Annotated in this window: 17 protein-coding genes and 1 pseudogene; 10 read left to right on the plus strand and 8 right to left on the minus strand. The window is 70.9% G+C overall.

Going from position 1 to position 15637, the window contains the following annotated elements; genetic code table 11:
• The first annotated feature begins 9 nt into the window (after window positions 1–9).
• From ACFWNN_RS37545 to ACFWNN_RS37565, 5 genes are all read left to right on the plus strand, one after another.
• On the plus strand, window positions 10–852 hold the full coding sequence (locus ACFWNN_RS37545) for an NYN domain-containing protein (RefSeq protein ID WP_382444715.1): 843 nt from the start codon (window positions 10–12) through the stop codon (window positions 850–852).
• 70 nt (window positions 853–922) lie between these two features.
• Window positions 923–1813, plus strand: a complete 891-nt coding sequence (locus ACFWNN_RS37550; RefSeq protein WP_382444716.1) for an ABC transporter ATP-binding protein — start codon at window positions 923–925, stop codon at window positions 1811–1813.
• Window positions 1810–2547 carry an ABC transporter permease gene (locus ACFWNN_RS37555; RefSeq protein WP_382444717.1) on the plus strand — a complete coding sequence of 246 codons (738 nt, stop codon included), beginning with the start codon at window positions 1810–1812 and terminating at the stop codon, window positions 2545–2547. The genes ACFWNN_RS37550 and ACFWNN_RS37555 overlap by 4 nt, the downstream gene beginning before the upstream one ends.
• Entirely contained in the window at window positions 2544–3608 is a 1065-nt protein-coding gene (locus ACFWNN_RS37560; protein WP_382444718.1) for a sensor histidine kinase, read from the plus strand. The genes ACFWNN_RS37555 and ACFWNN_RS37560 overlap by 4 nt, the downstream gene beginning before the upstream one ends.
• Window positions 3605–4207 carry a response regulator gene (locus tag ACFWNN_RS37565; RefSeq protein WP_382444719.1) on the plus strand — a complete coding sequence of 201 codons (603 nt, stop codon included), beginning with the start codon at window positions 3605–3607 and terminating at the stop codon, window positions 4205–4207. Before ACFWNN_RS37560 ends, ACFWNN_RS37565 begins: the two co-directional genes overlap by 4 nt.
• On the opposite strand, the gene ACFWNN_RS37570 is transcribed toward ACFWNN_RS37565, so the two are convergent.
• Both ACFWNN_RS37570 and ACFWNN_RS37575 read right to left on the minus strand, forming a co-directional pair.
• The gene (locus ACFWNN_RS37570) at window positions 4204–4842 is read right to left on the minus strand and encodes a DNA alkylation repair protein (protein WP_382444786.1); all 639 of its coding nucleotides are present in this window, start codon (window positions 4840–4842) and stop codon (window positions 4204–4206) included. The two genes, ACFWNN_RS37565 and ACFWNN_RS37570, sit on opposite strands and share 4 nt — an antisense overlap.
• 132 nt (window positions 4843–4974) lie before the next feature.
• Window positions 4975–5496, minus strand: coding sequence for an RICIN domain-containing protein (locus ACFWNN_RS37575; protein WP_382444720.1), 522 nt, complete (start codon window positions 5494–5496; stop codon window positions 4975–4977).
• Window positions 5497–5621: 125 nt separating this feature from the next.
• On the opposite strand from ACFWNN_RS37575, the gene ACFWNN_RS37580 reads away from it, so the two are divergent.
• Entirely contained in the window at window positions 5622–7256 is a 1635-nt protein-coding gene (locus tag ACFWNN_RS37580) for a BTAD domain-containing putative transcriptional regulator (RefSeq protein ID WP_382444721.1), read from the plus strand.
• Here ACFWNN_RS37580 and ACFWNN_RS37585 read toward each other — a convergent pair.
• A complete protein-coding gene (locus ACFWNN_RS37585) occupies window positions 7153–7866 on the minus strand; it encodes a leucine-rich repeat domain-containing protein (RefSeq protein ID WP_382444722.1) in 714 nt (237 codons plus the stop codon). The genes ACFWNN_RS37580 and ACFWNN_RS37585 overlap by 104 nt on opposite strands.
• A gap of 54 nt (window positions 7867–7920) precedes the next feature.
• Between ACFWNN_RS37585 and ACFWNN_RS37590 the strand changes: the two genes are divergently transcribed.
• The gene (locus ACFWNN_RS37590; protein ID WP_382444723.1) at window positions 7921–8661 is read left to right on the plus strand and encodes a hypothetical protein; all 741 of its coding nucleotides are present in this window, start codon (window positions 7921–7923) and stop codon (window positions 8659–8661) included.
• Between the two features lie 29 nt (window positions 8662–8690).
• Here the strand turns inward: ACFWNN_RS37590 and ACFWNN_RS37595 are convergent, their stop codons facing one another.
• Window positions 8691–8909, minus strand: coding sequence for a hypothetical protein (locus tag ACFWNN_RS37595; RefSeq protein WP_382444724.1), 219 nt, complete (start codon window positions 8907–8909; stop codon window positions 8691–8693).
• 91 nt (window positions 8910–9000) lie between these two features.
• Between ACFWNN_RS37595 and ACFWNN_RS37600 the strand changes: the two are divergent.
• The 3 genes and pseudogenes from ACFWNN_RS37600 to ACFWNN_RS37610 form a co-directional block, all read left to right on the plus strand.
• A pseudogene (locus ACFWNN_RS37600) lies at window positions 9001–9486 on the plus strand (ATP-binding protein); the annotation flags it as partial.
• A 1539-nt stretch (window positions 9487–11025) separates the two neighbouring features.
• Window positions 11026–11730, plus strand: a complete 705-nt coding sequence (locus tag ACFWNN_RS37605) for a response regulator transcription factor (RefSeq protein WP_382444787.1) — start codon at window positions 11026–11028, stop codon at window positions 11728–11730.
• A gap of 184 nt (window positions 11731–11914) precedes the next feature.
• Complete coding sequence (locus tag ACFWNN_RS37610; protein ID WP_382444725.1) at window positions 11915–12487, plus strand: dihydrofolate reductase family protein; 573 nt, start codon at window positions 11915–11917, stop codon at window positions 12485–12487.
• Here ACFWNN_RS37610 and ACFWNN_RS37615 read toward each other — a convergent pair.
• Genes ACFWNN_RS37615 through ACFWNN_RS37630 form a run of 4 tightly spaced genes read right to left on the minus strand, consistent with a single transcriptional unit; the run spans window position 12469 to window position 15635 of the window.
• A complete protein-coding gene (locus ACFWNN_RS37615) occupies window positions 12469–13377 on the minus strand; it encodes an EamA family transporter (RefSeq protein ID WP_382444726.1) in 909 nt (302 codons plus the stop codon). The two genes, ACFWNN_RS37610 and ACFWNN_RS37615, sit on opposite strands and share 19 nt — an antisense overlap.
• A 13-nt stretch (window positions 13378–13390) precedes the next feature.
• The gene (gene upp / locus ACFWNN_RS37620) at window positions 13391–14056 is read right to left on the minus strand and encodes a uracil phosphoribosyltransferase (protein WP_382444727.1); all 666 of its coding nucleotides are present in this window, start codon (window positions 14054–14056) and stop codon (window positions 13391–13393) included.
• A complete protein-coding gene (locus ACFWNN_RS37625; protein ID WP_382444728.1) occupies window positions 14053–14718 on the minus strand; it encodes an HAD family hydrolase in 666 nt (221 codons plus the stop codon). Before ACFWNN_RS37625 ends, upp begins: the two co-directional genes overlap by 4 nt.
• Window positions 14715–15635 carry a pseudouridine-5'-phosphate glycosidase gene (locus ACFWNN_RS37630; protein ID WP_382444729.1) on the minus strand — a complete coding sequence of 307 codons (921 nt, stop codon included), beginning with the start codon at window positions 15633–15635 and terminating at the stop codon, window positions 14715–14717. The genes ACFWNN_RS37625 and ACFWNN_RS37630 overlap by 4 nt, the downstream gene beginning before the upstream one ends.
• Between the last annotated feature and the right edge of the window lie 2 nt (window positions 15636–15637).

The following is a 15637-nucleotide window of genomic DNA, read 5'->3' on the forward strand; positions in this document are numbered from 1 at the left end:
TCTCGACCGGTGGGTGAGACCGTCCGGATCGGAGTGTTCTACGACGGCACGTGGTTCGCCTACCTGAGCGATTTCTACGCCACCGCGCACCCCAGGGGTGCGCGTGTCTCCCTCGACGGCCTGCACGACGCGTTGCGGTGGTACGTCCACCAGGAGACGGGTCGTCCGCTGGACGAGTGCGTGGTCGCCGAGGCGCACTACGTCCGCGGCCGCATCGACACCCCGGCGGAGTCGTTCGACCGGGCGCTGGCCGCCGCCGGCATCACGCGGCACGACCTGCCGTTGCACAACGGCAAGGAGAAGGGCGTCGACGTCCTGCTCGCGCTGGAGGCGTGGGACCGGGCGATGACCGTGCCGCTGCAGTGGGTCGTCCTGCTGACCGGCGACTCGGACTTCGCGCCGCTGGCCCAGCGCCTCACCGAACGCGGCGTGCACGTGATCGTGCCGGTGGTCGACATCCAGACGATCCAGAAGCCTCCCGCGTGGACTCCGCGCACGGCCGCGCCGCTGCGGGCCGCGACCCCGTTCACGCCCGGCTTCGACTCGCTGTTCGCGCCCGGTGACGAGGCCGGCTACCCGCTCAGGCGGGCGTTCGTGCGGTCGTCGCAGGCCGTCGCGTCGCCGGTCGGGGCACCGCGCGGCCGGCGCAAGGGGACGGTCGCCAGCTGGAAGACCGGGCAGGCGCACGGGTTCATCACGGACAGCCGCGGCAGCTCGTGGTTCGTCTCGCGCGACGAGCTGCCGAACGGCCTGACGTTGCTGCTCGCCGGCACGCCCGTGTCGTTCACCGGCTCGCCCGCCCCGATGCCCGGCCGCAAGTACCCGAGGGCCCAGGCCGTCCGTCCCGAATGACATTTGTCATCCGGACGTCGTGACGCTGCCTCACTACTGCGCGGAGGCCGCTCCGACCAGGCTTTGAGGCATGGAAACGGTGCTCGAAGTCAGAGGGGCGCGACACAGCTACGGCGCCACGAAAGCGTTGGACGGTGTCGATCTCGACGTCGGCGCGGGGGAGTGCGTGGCGTTGCTCGGGCCGAACGGCGCGGGCAAGACGACGCTGGTGAACCAGATCGTCGGACTGCTGCCGCACCACGGCGAGTCGGTGCGCGTCGGAGGACGGGACCCGCGGGTCGCGGCGACGCGGCGGCAGCTCGGGGTGGTGCAGCAGTCGCTGGGGTTCCCGACCACGTTGAAGGTGTCCGAACTGGTCACGGGGGCCGCGGTGCGCGCGGGCAAGCCCCGGTCGGCGGCCGGTCCGGTGATGGCCGAGCTCGACCTCACCGACCTCGCCGGACGGCGTGCGGTGAAGCTGTCGGGCGGGCAGAAGCAACGGCTGCAGCTCGCGATGGCGCTGGTCGGCGACCCGAGGCTGCTGGTCCTGGACGAACCGACGGCGGGGCTCGACGTGCCGGCGCGCAAGCGGTTCTGGCAGATCCTCGCCGAACGGCGTGAGCGCGGTGTCGGCGTGCTGCTCACCACGCACCTCATCGAGGAGTCGTCGGCCGTCGCGGATCGCGTCGTCGTGCTCGACCGCGGCCGGGTGGTGGCGCACGGCACGCCCGACGAGCTGGTCGCCCGGCTGCCCGACCGCACGGTCATCGCCCGGACGGGGCTGGGCTTGGAGCAGCTCCAAGCGTTGCCGGGTGTCGTGTCGCTGCGCACCGAGGGCGAGCACGTGCACCTCGGCACCCGCACGCCGGAAGCGCTGCTGCGGGTGCTGCTCGTGGAGGACCCCGGACTCAGCGACCTGCGGGTCGAGGGTGCCGGTCTGGAGGAAGCGGTGGCGGGACTGATCGAGAGGGGCGCGGCATGACCAGGCAGGTCTTCGGGGTGGAGGTCGCGGACGAGCTGAGGGGTATCGTCCGCGAACCCGCCGCCCTGTTCTTCTCGGTGGTCATGCCGGTGGCGTTCTTCGCGCTCTTCGTGTCGTTGTTCGGGAAGTTCAGCAACGGCGGGCTGTCGGCGGGCACGCAGATGATCGCCACGTTCGGCACGTTCGGCGTGATCTCGGTGGTGCTGATGAACCCCGGTCTCGGCGTCGCGGCCGACCGGGAACGCGGCTGGCTGCGGGCGAAGCAGGTGTCGTCGGTGCCGATCGGCGTGACGCTGGCGGCGAAAGTGGTGGCGGCGTTGCCTTACGCGGCCGGGGTTCTGGTCGCGATGACGGCGACGGCGGCGCTGACCGGGGCGTTGAACGCGCCGGCGCTCTCGTTGCTGTGGCTGGGCGTCGTGCTGGTGGTGGGCTCGCTGCCGTTCGCGCTGGTGAGTCTCGCGATCGGGTTCCAGGTCAAGGCGGGCGCGGGGGCGGCCATCCTGAACGCGATCATGATCCCGACGTCCGTCGTGTCCGGACTGTGGATGCCGCTCGACATCATGCCGTCGTTCTTCCGCGACATCGCGGTGTTCCTGCCGAACTACCACCTGTCCGAACTGGCCCGTGCGCAGCTCAACGGCGTTCCGGTGCTCACGCACGTGCTGGTGCTGCTGGCTTTCACCGCGGTGGCTGCGGTGGCCGCGGGCGTGTCGTATCGTCATGCCCGGTCATGAGAAACGTCGTGGGATTCTCGCGCTGGGTGCACCTGATCTACCTGGGGAACCTGCTGTGGGCACCGATCTTCGACCCGGCCACGGACTGGGTGGACTGGGCGCTCGTCGCCGTCGTGGTCGTGGCCTTCGTCCCGATGTACGTGCTGGCGTGGCACCGCCCTGAGCTGATCCGCTGGCGGTGCCTGGTGCCGACGGTGGTGCTCGGCGCGCTGGTCACGCCGTTCAACACCGGCGCCGCCGTGCTGTTCGTCTACGCGGGGGTGTTCGCGGGCCTCGCGGAGTCGCGGCGGGTGGCGATGCGGTGGTTCGTCGTGCTGACGGCGTTGATCTGCCTGTTCGGCGTGGTGTCGACGGTCGAGCTGCCGTACCGGATCTGGGGCCTGCTGCCGTCGCTGATCTTCCTGTGGCTGATCGGCGTCGTGCAGGTCGACTGGTCGGAACGCGAACGCGAGCGGTCGGACCTGCGCATCCGCAGCGCCCGGATCGAGCACCTCGCCACCCTCGCCGAACGCGAACGCATCGCCCGCGACCTGCACGACCTGCTCGGCCACACGCTGACCGCGATCATCGTGCGGGCCCAGCTCGTGGCGGCGGATCCCGGCAGGGCGCAGGACGAGGCGGCCGAGATCGAACGGACCGCGCGGGCGGCGCTGGGCGAGATCCGCGACGCCGTCAGCGGGTGGCGCACCGCGTCGCTCGACACCGAGCTGGAGGCCGCGCGGACCGCGCTGGCGAGCCTGGGCGTGGAGGTCGTCGTGCGCCGCGACCCGGACCTGGTGATCGTCGGCTCGACCGAGCACGAGCTCGCGCTGGCGTTGCGGGAGGCCGTCACGAACGTGGCCCGGCACGCCCGCGCCCGGACGTGCCACATCGGCATCGAGGCCCGCGACGGCGAACTGCGGCTGGTGGTGGCCGACGACGGCGTCGGCGGCCACGCGCCGGAGGGCAACGGCCTGACGGGCATGCGCGAACGGATCGCCGCACTCGGCGGCCTGGTGGCGCGCACCGCCTCGGCCGGCACCACCGTCACCATCGCCGTCCCGCTGAAGGTGGCCACGTGATCAGGGTCGTGCTGGCGGAGGACCAGGCGATGGTGCGCGGAGCGTTCGCACAGTTGCTGGACCTGCAGCCGGACGTCGCGGTCGTCGCGACGGCGGGGGACGGTGACGAGGCCCTCGCCGCCGTGGCGGAACACCGGCCGGACGTGCTGCTGACCGACATCGAGATGCCCCGGCGCACCGGCCTCGACGTGGCCGTGGAACTTGCCGCACGAGGAGACCGGACGCGGGTTCTGATCATCACGACGTTCGCGCGCAGCGGGTACCTGCGGCGGGCGATGGACGCCGGGGTGGCGGGGTACGTGCTGAAGGACGCGCCGATCGCCGAGCTGGTGTCGGCGTTGCGGCGGGTCCACGCGGGCGAACGGGTCGTGGCGCCGGAGCTCGCGATGGCCGCGTGGGACAGCGCGGACCCGTTGACGCCGCGGGAACGCGAGCTGTTGCAGGAGGTGACGACCGGGGCGAGCAACGCGGACATCGCGGCCCGGCTCAACCTCGCCGAGGGGACCGTGCGGAACTACCTGTCGACGGCGATGGCCAAGCTGGGGGCGCGCAACCGTTCGGAGGCGGCCAACACGGCCCGGGAACGCGGCTGGCTTTAAGCCTTGCGTTTCACCATCTCGTCGATCCAGATCGGCGCGAACGGCGACGTGCACCCCGGTGGCGTCGGGTAGTCCTTCAGCACCTCGAGGCGTTCGCCGATCTCCACCGCCCGCGCCCGCAACGCCGGGTGCTCGATCCCGATCTGCGCCAGGCAGTGGTTCATCGCCCACTGCAACCGCTGCGGCGCGTCCTTCATGTCCTTCTCGATCCGGTCGAGCAGTCCGTCGAGGTCGAGTCCCTCCGGCTGCTTCGCCACCCGGTCGACCGTCAGCGCCCAGCCCGCGCTCGCGACCACCGGATCGTCGTCGGCGAACCACAGCACGCGCAACGCCTCGGTGTGCGGGGACTTCTTGACCACGTAGTTGACGAGCCAGTCGTGCACCTTGGGACGCACGGCCTCGCGCAGCATCGCGTCCAGCTCGTCCTGCGAGAACGCCTTGGGGCGGTTGATCAGCAACGCCAGCAGCCGCGCGGCCGTGTCGCCGGTGGCCCAGAGTTCGACGGCGAGGTCCTGCTGGGTCTTGAGCCGCTTGGCGATGGCGCGGAGCTTGGTGAGGTTCACGCCGTGGTCGTCGCCGTGCTTCTCGTTGACCGCGCGCATCTTCGGGTCGTCGAGCGCGGCCAGTTCGGCCATCAGCGCGGTCACCGTCTCGCCTGCCACCGTTCGACCTCCCGTTCGCCACCAGTGCCCGACAGCCTACGAGCCGAACACCGAAAAGGCGGCTTGTGCCTCTTGCCGGAGGCACAAGCCGCTGCGGAGGAGTGGTCAGCCGATGGTGAACTCCTGGGCGCGGTGGGTGATGCACGTGTTCTGGTGCAGCTTCGACTTGTTGTTGAAGTCGCGACCGGAGATCTCGAGGCAGAGGCCGCTGTGACGCGCACGGAGCTTCATGGTGCCGGTCGCCGTGGTCTCGACCAGGAACTGCTGGTTGTACTTGGTGGCGCTGCAGGTGTACTGCGTGGCGTCGGCGGTCGGGTCCTGGCTCGAGTCCCAGATGTCGATGCACTTGCCGCTGTGCGCCGCCTTGATCCGCACGGCACCGCTGCCGTCGCCGACCTGCTCGATCGTCCACAGCTGGTGGGTCTTCGACGCGTTGCAGGTGTACTGGGCGATCGCGGCCTTGTTGTCGCGGCTGCCGTCGGCGACGTCGAGACACTTGGCGCTGTTGGAGTTGCGGATCAGGTCGTACGTGACGGCCGCGGACGAGGTCCCCGTGCCGGCGAACGCCACGGCGGCGGCGGTCAGCGCGATCGCGGCGCTCACACGGCGAAGAAGCGTCCTGGACATTGTGCCCTCCGAAGGTCTGCTGACGATCGGATCCCTGCGCCCGATCTGTCGCGAACGAGCATTTCCTCCCGGTGTTCGGCAGGGCTTCGGAAATCATGTGATCAGCTGGTCAGGGGGAGTGTGGCGTGGAGTTCGGACTGCTCGGCGACGTCGAGGTCCGGGTCGGAGGCAGACCGGTGGACGCCGGTCACGCCCGGCAGCGCAGCGTGCTGGCGGTGCTGCTGGTGGAGGCCGGCCGGTTGGTGCCCGTCGACGTGCTGGTGGAGCGCGTCTGGGGAACGCGGGCACCGCACCGGGCGCGCAACGCCGTCGCCGGATACGTGTCGCGGCTGAGACAGGTGCTCACCGACGGCGTGCGGATCGTGGGACGGCAAGGGGGATACGTGCTGACCGCCGACCCGATGTCGGTGGACCTGCACCGGTTCGACGCGCTGGTGCGGCAGGCGCGGTCGTCCGCCGACGCGTTGAGCCTGCTCGACGAGGCCCTGGGCCTGTGGCGGGGCGAGCCGTTCTCCACTGTGGACACCGCGTGGCTGGCGGACGTGCGGGTGGCGGCCGAGGCGCGTCGGTTCGCGGCGGTGCTCGACCGCAACGATCTGTTGCTGGCACAGGGGAAGCACGCCGAGCTGCTCGTTGAACTGGAAGCGTCGGCGGCGGCGTTTCCACTCGACGAACGGGTGGCGGGGCAGTTGATGCTGGCGTTGTACCGGGGTGGGCGGCAGGCCGACGCGTTGCGGCGGTACGACGGCATCCGGGTGCGGCTCGCCGACGAGCTCGGCGCCGATCCCGGGCCCGAGCTCCGGTCGCTGCACCAGCGGATTCTCACCGCGGACCTGCCCGCGCCCGCACGGCTGCCCGCCGCACCGTCGTTCGTGGGGAGGGAACGGGAGCTCGCCGCGCTCGACGCCGCAGTGGCGGGTGGACACCTGCTCGTCGCGCTCACCGGCACGGCCGGGGTGGGCAAGTCGGCGCTGGCGTTGCACTGGGCCCATCGGGTCGCCGACCGGTTTCCCGGCGGGCAGCTGCACGTCGACCTGCGCTCTCCTGGCGCGATCGGGGCCGGGGAACGGATGCTCGTCGTGCTCGACCACGCGCGGGACGCCGACCAGGTCCGGCCGCTGCTGCGGCGGTTCCCCCGGTCACTGGTGCTGGTGACTAGCCGGGACCGCCTGAGCGGGCTGGTCGCGGCCGACGGCGCGCGGCCCGTCATCGTGGACCTGCTGTCCACAGAGGACTCGCGGGCGTTGCTCACCGAGCGTCTCGGGCGGCTCGACGACGAGGCCGTGGACGAGATCGTCACGCGGTGCGCGGGCCTGCCGCTCGCGCTGACCGTCGTGGCCGCGCGGCTGGCGTGCGGGTTCGACCCGCGCGAGGTAGCCGTGGAACTGGCGGAAGGGCTCGACGGGTTCGACGGCGGCGCGGACCTCCGTGCGGCGTTCGCCGAGTCCTGCGACGGACTGAGCGCGGAGGCGGTGCGGTTGTTCCGCCTGCTCGCGCTGGAACAGGACGTGTCCGTGGAGACCGCGGCAGCGCTCGCTGGGACGCCGCACGTCAGGCCGTTGCTCGCGGAACTGGCCCGCGCGCACCTGCTGATCGAACGCCGCCCCGGCCGGTACGTGCTGCACGGGTTGCTGCGGGCCTATGCCGCGGAGCTGGTCAGTGTCCGGGCTGGACGGCCGGACCGCCTCTGTGCGGTGCGGGCGGGTAGCCGTCGGGTGGTGTTGGGAGCGCGGCCACGCACTCGGCGGAGCAGGCGTTGACCAGCAACGGCAGGTGGTCCGTTCCGACGCCGAGGGTGATCCAGACCTGGTGGAGGTGCGTGATCGGGTTCGTGCAGACGCTGCACGCGCGCACCTCGCCGAGCTCGTCGCTGGTCGGCGGGAACGGCGGCCGGTGCTTGAAGTTGCCGTAGAGGGCGCGCGTGCTGACCGTGCTGTCGCGCAACCGGCCGCAGCGGGTGATCTCGTACGGGAACCAGTGCAGCCGGTAGGAGGTGTACGGGTCGAACACCTCCAGGCTCGTCATCGCGCCGATCTCCGGCGGGATGCGCACGAGGTTCGACCCGTAGAGCACGAACCGGGTGACCGCCGTCAGCTTCGCGATCGTCGGCGGCAACGTGACGACCTGGCGGCGTTCCTCCGGGCTCATGTCCCGCAGCGGCGCGAACTCGGGCCTGCCGTCCGCGGCCGCCTCGTCGACCAGTTCCAGCATCCGCAGCCAGCCGGGCGCCTCGACGTCCTGCACGTCGTCGTGGAACTTCAGCCGGCGCCGGTTCGGCGGCACGAAGCAATTGCAGGGCGTCCTGCCGAACCCGTCGTCGTAGGCGAACCTGTTCGGGATCAGGTGCGGCGTGTTCTCGTTGTCCCCCATGGACTCGAGCCTAACGCTGCTAGCCTGCGGTTTCCGGCGAACCGAGGGAGGCGCGTGACCGGCCAGATCGTCCGCCACGCCGGCCGGGTCGAGGCCGTGCGCCTGCGGTTCGCGGCCGTGCACGAGGCCAGCGCCGTCGTGGTCGGCGACGAGACCGTCTACGGACGGCTGTGCCGGTGGATCATCCACCCCGTCCTGGAGAAGCACGCCCGGCAGGACGAGCTCGTCGCGTACGTCGAGGAGAACCTCCGCCTGATCGTGGCCGGGCTGTACGACCTCTACGGCGTGCGCGCGCCCGCCCCGGACCCGGTCCTGACGGCGGCGGTCCCGTCGCTGGTCGCGCCGGTCGAGGTGGCCACCACCGCCGCGCTGGAGCGGATCGCGCCGCTGCGGGACGTGCTGGACGACCTCACCGGCCTGCCGGACGTGGTCGCCGCACATGCTCTGACCTGGTACAACATCGCGGTCGAGCAGCAGGAGATGGCCGACGAGCTGGAGGAGTTCCTCGAGCTCGACGTGCCGGGGTGGACCGGCGCCGACGAGCACGTGCGGCTGATGAGCCACAACATCGAGGCCCTGCGCGGGCTGAGCTCGGTGTCGGCGGCGTTCGGCGAGATCACCGAGAGCGTCGGGGTGCTGGTCGCGCAGACCCGGCGGCTCGTGCGGGAGCTCGTGGTCGGCCTCGCCGTGGCGCCGACGGACGCGACGCTGTGGCGGCTGGCGTGCCGGATCGCGGTGTACGGGGTGGCGCTCAACACCACCCTCGACCACCTGCGGGACCGGCTGGAGAGCTGAAGGCACGACCTGCGGGGATGCCCGGAACGTCAGGCGGTGGCCCGGCGTGCCCGGCGGCGGGCGAGCTGCGGCAGGAACCACATGTAGACACCGGTCCCCATCAGCACGAACAGCGGCAGCAACGGCACGTACGACACCCAGATCGCCTCGGCGTTCACGGTGAGCGCGACCGCGGTGAACACCACGGTGGCCATGAAGACCATGCTCACCACGCGGTGGAACTGGCGAATCCCCTTGCTACCGGCCATGTCACTGCCCTCCCTCTCGTCTGGTGAGGACAACGGTAAGAGCGTCGGCGCACCCGCGCTTCTCGATTCCTGACCACCGCGAGGGCTAGTACCCTCGGGCGCCATGCAGTCCCCGGTGCTGGTCGGTCGAGACGAGGAGACCTCAGCACTGCGGGCCGCCCTGACCCGCGCCGGGCAGCACGACGGCGGTGCGGTGTTCCTGGTGGGGGAGCCGGGCATCGGCAAGTCGCGACTGGCCGCCGAGACCGCGGCGCACGCCACCCGGAGCGGGTTCCGCGTGCTCAGGGGCCGGGCCAGCAGGGCGGTGCCGTTGCGGGCGTTGTGCGAGGCGGTGCTGTCGGCGTTCCGCGCGGTCGCGCCGGACGAACGGCAGCTCGGCGCGTACCTGCCCGTGTTGCTGCGGATGACCCCGGACGCGCCGCCGGCGGTGCCGGACCCGACCGTGGTCAGGGCCGAGGCGGTTCTCCGGCTGCTCGTGGCCGAGAAGACGGTGCTGCTGCTGGAAGATCTGCACGAGGCCGACGGGGAGACGCTGGCCGTCGTCGACTACCTGCTCGACAACCTCGCCGGCGCACCGGTGCTGATCGTCGCGACCCTGCGCCCGCATCCCGATGGCGCGCAACGAGTCGTGGACGCCGCGACCGCGAGACGCACGGCGAAAACGTTGCGGCTCACCGGACTGAACGACGACGAGGTCGCCGAGCTCGCCCGCCACTGCCTCGGCGCACCCGCGCCGGAAGCCGTGCTCCGGCAGCTCGTCAAGGTCTCCGACGGCGTGCCGTTCGTGGTGGAGGAGCTGATCAACGGCGACCTCGACGCGGTGCCGCCGACGGTCGCCGCGGCCACGTTGCAGCGGGTCGACGCCCTCGGACCGGACGCGGTCGCGGTGCTCGAAGCCGCCGCGATCTTCGGCCGGACGTTCCCGCTCGACGTCGTCACGGCCCTCACGGGCTCGGCCCCGCTGCACGCCGCCGAACGCGCGCAGCTCGTGCACGGCAACCAGTTCCGGCACGCGCTGACCGCCGACGCCATCACGGGCCGGATGACGCCGACCGCCCGCGCCACCCTCGCCAGAAGAGCCGCGCACACCACCGAGTCGTTGCGTCCCACCGAACTGGAGCTCGTCGCCGAACTGTGGGAGCAGGGCGGCGAACCGGCGAAGGCCGTCCGCACCCTGGCCAGAGCGGCGCAGCACGCCGCCGCGCTCGGCCGGTACGGCACCGCCGTCGAGCTGCTCGAACGCGGCCAGGCCCTCACCACCGACCCCGATCTGACGGCGGACCTGCTCGACGCGCTGGCCGCCGTCCTGCCGCTGGCCGCCGTGGTCGTCCCGGCGGACAACGGCGCACGGGCCTTCGCGCTCGGCGAACGTCTCCAGCAGGCCCTCACCGCCGCGAGGGCCGAGCCGGAACGCAGGGCGGCCGTCACGCTCGCCCAGGCCAGGGTCGCCGCCGTCGCGGGCCAGTGGGAACGCGGCCTGGACCTGCTCGCGACCGCCAAGGAGACCTGCGCGGAGATCGACGTCGTCAAGGCGACCCTGCTGCTCGGTCTCAACCAGCTCGACCTGCTGCCGAAGGTCCGCGCGCTGGCCGAACGCGCCGCCGCGACCGGCACCCCGGAGATCGTCTGCGAAGCCCTCGAAGTGCTCACCCGCTGCACGAGGGGGCAGGACCTGGCCGAGGCCCGCCAGCACATCCAGCGGTGGCTGAGCACGGCCGAGCAGCACGGGCTCGCGGCGTGGCGGCTGCGGGCGTTGCTGGAGCTGGGGATCACCGACAAGTACCTGACCACCGGCGTCGACAGCCTCCTGGCCGCCCGGCAGGCCGCCCAGGACACCGGCGCGATCGTGATCCTGATAGCCGCCGACCTGCACCTCGGCGCGACCTACCTGGTGCGCGGCGAGTACGAGGAGTCCGCGCGGTACGGCAGCAGCGCCCACGAGGCCGCCGCGAAACTGGGCCTGCACGCGCTCAAAGCGCTCGCCGTCGCGATCGAGGCCGGCATCGCGGCCATGCACGGCGACCGCAAGGCGACCGACCGGGCGTTGGCACAGCTGCGCGACCACGGCGGTGGTTCCGAGGAGATCTGGTCGTACAGCACGGCGGTGTGCGCGTTGATGGAGGAGCAGCACGACCGGGCGCTGGCCGAGTTCGACGAGATCGAGAACGCCGTCGGCGAGCCGCGCATCCTCCGCGGCACCTTCTACCAGGGCCCGCGGCTGCTCACGAGGGTCGCGCACGGCCTCGCGGGCCGGCCGGAGCACGAACGGCTGGCCGAGTCGCACCTGTCGCAGGTCCAGCTGCACCGCACCTACTTCGCGTGGAGCGACGCGATTCTGCACGGCCGTGAGGGCAACACGGCCCAGGCCAACGCCGCAGCAGCAGAGGCGCTTGAACTCAGCCGAGGCCTCGGCCTGCCGCGCTACCTAGGCCTGCGACTCGTGGGCCCGTGCGCGCTCAAGGACGGCTGGGGCGCGCCGCTGGAGTGGCTGCGCGAGGCCGAGGAGCACTTCCACGCCGAGCAGGTGCCCGCCGTCGCCGCCGCCTGCCGGGCCGTCCTGCGCGAGGCCGGCGCACCTCAGCAGCGCCGCCGCCGCGACCACGAGACCGTGCCCGCCGAACTCCGCAAGGCAGGCGTCACCGTCCGCGAGTACGAGGTGTTGCGCCTGGTCGTGGAGAGGTTCGGGAACGCCGAGATCGCCGAACGGCTGTTCCTCTCCCCGAGGACGGTCGAACGGCACGTGGGAAGCCTGAAGGCGCGGACCGGCTGCCAGAGCCGGGCCGACCTGATCGCGCACGCCCGTCCGTTAATTGGGGGCTGAGCCCCCATGTCAGCGCGCCCACCAGCGGGAAGACTCTCCGACCGGGCGGCGGCGCTGGACTCGGTGGGGTGTTCAGCGCCGCCGACACGCAGGCCGGAAAAAATCTTCGAGAGCCATGTCGATTTACGTAGTCTCCCGTTCGACGCACTGATGACAGCAAGCGCGAACATCGAGGAGAACCGCCATGCGCACCCTGATCGCCACCGCCTTCATGTCCCTCGACGGCGTCGTCGAGGCGCCCGGTGGCGAGCCCGGTCACCGCAGCTCCGGCTGGACGTTCAAGGACATCGAGTTCGACGAGGCCGCCTACGAGCTCAAGGGCCGTGAGCAGGACGAGGCCACCGCGATGATGATGGGCCGGGTCAGCTACGAGGGCTTCGCCCCGGTGTGGCCGACGCTCGACTACTTCCCGAAGTACAACGTGATGCCGAAGTTCGTCGTCTCCAGCACCCTCAAGGAGGACCAGCTGGTCGACAACTGGGGCGACATCACGATCCTGCGCTCGCTCGACGACGTGGCCGCGCTGAAGCAGACCGAGGGCGGCCCGATCTCCCTCCACGGCAGCGCGACGCTCAACCGCAACCTGTCCGACGCGGGCCTGATCGACCGCTACCACCTGCTGGTGTTCCCGGTCCTGCTCGGCGCCGGCAAGCGCCTGTTCAGCGAGACCGACAAGGACAAGCAGCAGCTGAAGGTCGTCGAGAGCGAGACCTACGGCAACGGCATCCAGAAGTTCGTCTACGACGTCGTGCGCTGAAGCTCGCGCACCGGTTCGACCAGCGGCTTCTTCGTCGGCGTGAGCTGCACCAGCAGGATCGCGCCGATGAGGATCGCCGCGCCCACGAGCTGCAGGAACGACAGCGTCTGACCGAGGAACACGAGGCCGAGGACCGTCGCGATGAGCGGGCTGCAGAACCCGAGGAACGACAACGCGATCGCCGGCACGCGGTCGGTGCCGCGGAACCAGACCGAGTACCCGAAGAGCGACCCGAGCACGATCAGATAGCCGAAGCCGAGGACGTTGGTGCCGGTGATCGTGCTCGGCAGGCCTTCGAGCAGGAACAACGCGGGCAGCAGCACGAGCCCGCCGGCGGTGAGCTGCCAGCCGGTGAACAGCAGGACGTTGACCTCGGCCGGGCGTTGCCACCGCTTCGTGAGCACGATCCCGGACGCCATGCTGACCGCTCCGCCGAGCGCGGCGATCACGCCCACGACGTCCAGCGCGGCCGTGGCTTTCAGGACCAGCAACGCGACACCGGCCGTGGCGGCGATGCACGCGAGCACGTGCGGGAGCCGGATCTTGTCCCCGAGTACCAGCGCCGCAAGCCCCAGCATGATCACCGGCTGGACCGAGCCGACCAGGGCGGCCACCCCGCCGGGAAGCTTGTAGGCGGCGACGAACAGCAGGAAGAAGAACGCGCCGATGTTGAGCGTGCCCAGCACGAGGGCGCGCCACCACCAGATGCCCTTGGGCAGGACCCGGCCGAACAGCAGCAGGATCAACCCCGCCGGCAGCGCCCGGACGACCGAGGCGAGCAACGGCCGGTCGGGTGGGAGGAGCTGGGTGGTCACGATGTAGGTGCTGCCCCAGATCATCGGCGCCAGTGCGGTGATCGCCGAGTCGGCCAGCAGCCGGTTGCCCTTCATGATCGTGCCCCCGTCAGTCGTCCGTGCCGAAGAACCGATCGCCGAAGTCGCCGATTCCGGGCACCATGTAGGCGTTCTCGTCGAGCCGTTCCTCGATCGCCGACGTCACGATCCGCACGCGCGGGAAGCGCGAGCACACCGCCTCGATGCCTTCCGGCACCGTGATGAAGGTGACGAAGACGATGTTCTCTTCTAACACGCCCCGGTCGAGCAGCACTTGAATCGCCGCGTTCGCCGTGCCGCCGGTGGCGAGCATCGGGTCGAGCAGCAGCACCTGCCGGGACGCGATGTCGTCCGGCAGGTTCGCGTAGTAGAGCTTCGGGAGCTTGGTCTCCTTGTCGCGCTGGATCAGGATCTTGCCGATCCGCGCGCCCCGCACGACCGCCCGCAGCCCGGCCTCCATGCTCTCGCCGGCGCGGATGATCGGGACGCCGACGAGCCTCTCCGCCGCCCTCAGCCCGTGATAGGTCTGGCCGACCGGCGTGGTGACGTCGTGCGGCTCGAACGGCAGCAGGTCGAGGCCCGCCTCGATGAGCAGCCGGTTGATCCGCTCGGTGTAGAAGACGAAGTCCTCGCGTGAGACGTCCCGGTCGCGGACGATCGTGTGCAACGCGCGCAGCTGGTTCGTCTGCGGCAGCACGTGGACGTTCTTCTCCAGGTACGCCTCGATGGAGGTCACGAGCACTCCTTGACGGCGGCCACGACTCCGGGGAACGAGTCGACGAGCCAGGTGGGGTTGGCGCTGAGCAGCTGGTCGACGCTGTGCACGCCGTACGACACGGCGATCGACGCCATGCCGGCCCCGTGCGCCATCAGGACGTCGTGCGTGGTGTCGCCGACCATGACCGCGTTGCCCGGTGCGACACCGAGCTCGCGCAGCACGACGAAGCCCGACTCGGGGTCGGGCTTGGGTTTCGCCACCTGGTCGGCGCCGACGACGACGGAGAACTCGTCGCGCAGACCGGCCGCGGTGAGCAGCGCCTCGGCGTTCACGATGAACTTGCTGGTCGCCACGGCGAGCAGAAAACCCTCTTCCTGCAACGACCTCAGCCCGTCGTACACGCCGGCGAACACCAGCTGCGTCGCCATCGGCAGCACGATCCGGCGGAACGTCGACTGGTACAGCTCGACGCACTGAGCGACGACCGGCTCGTCCTCGGAGGTCCCGAGCACCTTCGCGAACGCGGCGGGCAACGGGAGCCCGATCGTGCCGCGAATGGCTCCCGAGTCCACTGTGGGCAGATCGAGCTGGGCGAACACGGCGGCGAACGTCGTGACGATGCCGCGAGGCGTGTCGACGAGCGTGCCGTCCAGGTCGAAAATGGCGCATCGGCGGGTCATGAGGAGAACTCCTTCGCGTGGGCGGAGGCGAGCTCTCCGGCGACCTCGGCGGTGTTGATCAGCACCGCCATGTTGGCCTTCGCCGAACGGCCCTCCGTCGCGCGGTCCACGGCACGCATCAGGTACTTCGTGATCGCCTGTCCCGACACGCCTTCGGTCTCGGCGCGGGCGACGGCCTCGGCGATCACCGACTCGACCTCGGCGCCGTCGATCGCGTCCGCCTGCTTGGTCGGTGTGGTGACCAGGAACGACCCGGGGCTGCCGAGCGCCCAGTGGTTCTCGATCGCCTTCGCCAGCACGCTCGGGTCGTCGATCCGGTGCGGTGCGCGCAGACCGCTGGACACGCAGTAGAACGCGGGGAAGTCGTCCGACCGGTAGGCCACGACCGGAACGCAGTGCGTCTCCAGGAACTCCATGGTCAGGCCGAGGTCGAGGATGTTCTTGGCGCCCGCGCACACCACCGCGACCTTGGAGCGGGTGAACTGCACGAGGTCCGACGAGACGTCCATCGTGCGTTCCGCGCCCCGGTGCACCCCGCCGATCCCCGCCGAGGAGAAGAACTTCAGCCCCGCGAGCTCCGCGGCGATCACCGAGGACGCGACGGTGGTCGCGCCCATCCCGCCCCGCGCCAGCACGATCGGCAGGTCGCGGCTGCTGACCTTCGGGATCCCCTTGACGGTCGCGAACCTCTCGATGTCGTTCTCGGTGAGACCGATGAGGATCCGGCCGTTGTCGATGCCGATGGTGGCGGGCACCGAGCCGCTCGCCCGGACCGCGTCCTCGACCCTGCGCGCGGTCTCGGCGTTGTCCGGGTAGTCCAGGCCGTGCGTGATGACGTTGGACTCCAACGCCACCACGGGCTGCCCGGACGTGATCGCCTCGGCCACTTCCTCGCTGTAGACCAGGGGAATGTTCATCG

Source organism: Lentzea sp. NPDC058450 (genome assembly GCF_042721395.1).
Lineage (GTDB): Bacteria > Actinomycetota > Actinomycetes > Mycobacteriales > Pseudonocardiaceae > Lentzea.